Source organism: Trichococcus sp., from assembly GCF_049589555.1.
Lineage (GTDB): Bacteria > Bacillota > Bacilli > Lactobacillales > Aerococcaceae > Trichococcus.
Window position 1 is genome coordinate 1 of record NZ_JBAWAZ010000067.1, and the last position, 3,889, is coordinate 3,889.

General features: G+C 44.6%; 3 protein-coding genes and 1 pseudogene. All 4 read left to right on the forward strand.

The window, feature by feature from the left end; genetic code table 11:
- Positions 1-808 (forward strand): annotated as a pseudogene (locus WBV27_RS03275) (hypothetical protein); the annotation flags it as partial.
- Between the two features lie 317 nt (positions 809-1,125).
- The gene (locus tag WBV27_RS03280) at positions 1,126-2,067 is read left to right on the forward strand and encodes a macro domain-containing protein (protein ID WP_424199379.1); all 942 of its coding nucleotides are present in this window, start codon (positions 1,126-1,128) and stop codon (positions 2,065-2,067) included.
- The gene (locus WBV27_RS03285; RefSeq protein ID WP_424199381.1) at positions 2,064-3,068 is read left to right on the forward strand and encodes a DarT ssDNA thymidine ADP-ribosyltransferase family protein; all 1,005 of its coding nucleotides are present in this window, start codon (positions 2,064-2,066) and stop codon (positions 3,066-3,068) included. Before WBV27_RS03280 ends, WBV27_RS03285 begins: the two co-directional genes overlap by 4 nt.
- A gap of 228 nt (positions 3,069-3,296) precedes the next feature.
- Positions 3,297-3,889 (forward strand): helix-turn-helix domain-containing protein (locus WBV27_RS03290; protein ID WP_424199383.1); only part of this gene is annotated, 593 nt, incomplete at its 3' end.

Sequence of the window (3,889 nt, forward strand, 5' to 3'; positions counted from 1 at the left end):
AGAACTGCTACGGGAGGAAATCCCCGATGTGGTGGCTATCACGGGCGGAATGGGTAGGAAGACAGAACGTGAGAAGCTTCAGCAGATACGCAATGCACCGACAACGCAACCTCTGACGATTGTCTCAACCGGTTCGTTCATCGGCGAAGGCTTTGATGAACCGCGCTTGGATACACTGTTCTTGGCGATGCCGATTTCCTGGAAGGGCCGGCTGCATCAATACGCCGGACGTCTGCATCGACTCTACGAAGGTAAAACAGAGGTCCGCATCTACGATTATGTCGATGTCCACATTCCGGTACTCGAGCGGATGTACCGCAAGCGGCTGACGGGTTATGCCGGCATCGGCTATACGGTCGAACTGGCGGATCAGGAAGTAGCAAGCCGCAGTTTAATGTACACAGGTAAGGATTACGCCGACGAACTGAAACAGAATCTGCTTGCCGCCAAGAGTGAGATTGTCTTGGTCAGTCCTGCTCTGGCCGGCAAAACGGTGGCGACATTCCTGAATACCATCAAACCGTGCATCCCGGCAACAGTCGCGGTCAGCGTCATGACGAAGAGCGCTGACAGTATTGCCAATACCCAGCATCGAACCAACCGTATGCAACTGATTGAGTCATTGGCGGACAAAGGAATCAACGTGCAGCAACAAGACTCGAGTGGACCAAAATGCGTCCTCATCGATCGCAAAATTGTGTGGTACGGTAGCATCGATGTCCTGGGTAGCCAAAGCAACGATGCTAGCTTCATCAGGCTGGAAAGCACGAAACTGGCCGAGGAATTGTATGTGTGTTTTGGAAGGTAATGATGAATTGAAGACTAAACCGAATGACCGCTGGGTTTCTCAGCGGTTATTTTGTCGATCCTCTAGTGAGAAGGTGGCGCCGTGTTAAAGGGGATGTATTGCGGGTGGACGAACTCCGGCGAAGCCGCAGTGGTCGGAGGTGATGATCTTTATAAACGCTGTTCTCCGGCGAGTCTTCAGTTTAACTGAGAAGGACGGAAACTCTGATTTTGATGCTCTGAAATTCTCATTATCATAGATTGAATGCGATATCCGTGTGTTATACTTTACTGGAGGTATGGGTAAAGTAAAGTAAAGATAAAATGGGGGGATATAAGATGTTGATGTATGTCCAACAGGATATTTTCAAAAGTCCCGCGCAAGTGATTGTCAACACAGTGAACACAGTCGGGGTGATGGGAAAAGGTATTGCGAAACGTTACAAAGAAATCTATCCGGATATGTATAAACAATATCAAAAATTTTGCGAGCAGCATCTGCTGGGTATCGGCAAACTTTGGATCTATAAATCCGATACAAAATGGATACTGAATTTCCCGACAAAAAAGCATTGGCGAAATCCATCCAAAATCGAGTATGTCGAACAAGGCCTCAAGAAATTCGTGGAAACATATGAGGAAAAAGGGGTAACCTCCGTTTCATTCCCGCAACTAGGCTGCGGAAATGGCGGCTTGGACTGGGAAAAGGAAGTCAGACCTTTGATGGAGAAATACTTAAAAGACCTTCCGATTGATGTATTCGTACATATTTACAGTGACAAGACGGCTGGTGCGGAACACATGAATGTTCAAGAAACAAAAAAATGGCTGCAAAGCAGTCCGAGTAACTTAAGTGCGGAGCAAGTATGGGATGATCTGGTGGATGCTGTTGAGGCTGATAACCAACTGGTCATAAATGATGAGAAGTGGGAAATCAATTCAAAAAACATAGCCAGCAAAGCAGACTTCAGTTACGATCCAGAGTCAGAGCCGTACCTTCTAATGGCCAGTGAAGGAAAGCCGCATATTTTCTATCAAGCGGATTTATTCGAGTTGTGGATTAAATTGCGAGAGACCGAATTCATAAGGGATACGGATTTCCCAGCGCATTTCAGTCGTAACGAGGAGTTACGACTTGTGTTCAATCTGTTGGGGAAATTGGATTACATTGAATTGGCTCAGGTGATCGACCCAAACGGAAAAGTCATATTCGGGCTTACTGTTGTAAACAGTGAACTGCCTGAAACGGATGTCGTAGATCGAGAAGGAGTAACTTTATGAGTGATTCTGTTGCATCCTTTGGCGAAGTCCTCTGTGAGCTCCGCAATTCCAAATCGCTGGTTGGCTTGAATCGTGATAAGAAAAAAGTGTGGACATCGTTTTGCTTCCACTTTACCAATTTGAACAATGCGGTCTCGATTTTACAAAGTGGGATGTTGGTATCCCGAAACAAGGCATTGGAATCGGGCATAATGGAAAATGAAAATGCCAGCACTGATGTCATCAATCAGACGGACGAGGAATGGAAACAATATGTTCGCCTCTACTTTAGGCCGAGAACACCTACCCAATACAACAATGAGGGGTTCAGGAGCAAATCTAATTTGGGAGCACTTCAGGCACACTGCCCATTTCCAGTTTTTTTTCTGTTTGATTTAGAGGGAACCCTTCAGAAACCAAATTGTTATTTCACAAAAAATAGCCTCGCTAAAAGCGGAATGCATGAATTGCTCCAGACACCTCAGCAATTCAGTGAGTTGCCATTTTCCAAAATTTATCACGAGGGACCTTTTGAGAGCCATGAAAGAGATGAGATAGTCGCTTGCAGACATGCAGAAATCGTAGCTTTGGACGAACTGAAGCTGGATGAGACATTAAAGTTTATAATTGTCAGGAGCCAGTCAGAAAAGAACACGCTATTGAGTTTGTTGGGGCCCACAGAAACAGAAAAGTATGCAGACAAAATTAAAGTGGATAATAAGCAGATTATGTTTTTCTCGCTTTGGACATACGTCAGTAAAGCAGAGCTATCAAATGATAAAGTCATGCTGACATTCAATAATGGATTAGGGGACAAAACTTTCGATCTGAAAATCAAAATGACCGATCTTCAGTCCGGGGTAACTAAAGAAATGGTTTTTTCTGATTATAATTGTGATGGGATTTTTAGGGGTAAAATAGGGACGCCCTTAATGGAGTACCGAATAGAAGTGTATCTTGATGATAATTTGGCATTTTCTGATTTCTATAATGCTCATGAGGAAAACGACTTACCATTCTAAATTAGGATAGAATCAATTCTTGAATTGAAATAATTGTTTCAACTAAAAAAGCAGCAAGTGTCCTACCAACTAGGTAATCACGGACTGCTTTTTTAATTTTTCGAAATAATAAGGGTTTTCAGGTTACACATCCATTTCACGCACCGTCTTTAAAAGTAGAGACACAAAATCGATTCGCTTCGGCCGCGTCGATCCAGTCTAAAATTTAAAACGGAAGCAGGATGAATGATGGAGAACATGATGATTGAGGTAGATGTATTATCGATGGGATACGGCACGGTTGGCAAGCTGGTTATGAGGGACAGGGACCTCACCCCTGAGGCGAAGGCCATCTATGCCTATATTTCAACCTATGCTGGCGCGGGCGACACGGCTTATCCTTCCGTCGACCTGATCTGCTACGATATGAACATGGGCAAGGATCGCTTCCAGAAGCACAAGAAATGTCTGATCGACAAGGGCTACATCGTCATCCAGAAATATGCCACGGCTGAGGGGAAATTCACCAACAATCTGTACGTGAAAAATAGCACCGTAATGAAAGAAGCCAACGCGACAGACAAGAAGGCAACGGTTATCGAACTTCCGTTGCCTGATTTTGCGGCCGAGGCGAATCCTGCGCCGGCATCATTAACGCCGGTGAATCTCTCTGCTAATAAGAACAGTGTGAAGAATAACAATTTAAAAGATTTTTTAGAAGAAGACGAAGATGATTCAGAATTTAAATTAAACGAAAAAACGCCACCAAACGACTTCGCCTACTGGCAAGAAAAATGGGCTGCCCATTTCGGCACCCAATTGCCATTCACACGCCACATCCA

Bases quoted from the DNA above. Each gene is read 5' to 3' on its own strand.
- WBV27_RS03280 (WP_424199379.1), top strand. From the start codon at position 1,126: ATGTTGATGTATGTCCAACAGGATATTTTCAAAAGTCCCGCGCAAGTG.
- WBV27_RS03285 (WP_424199381.1), top strand. From the start codon at position 2,064: ATGAGTGATTCTGTTGCATCCTTTGGCGAAGTCCTCTGTGAGCTCCGC.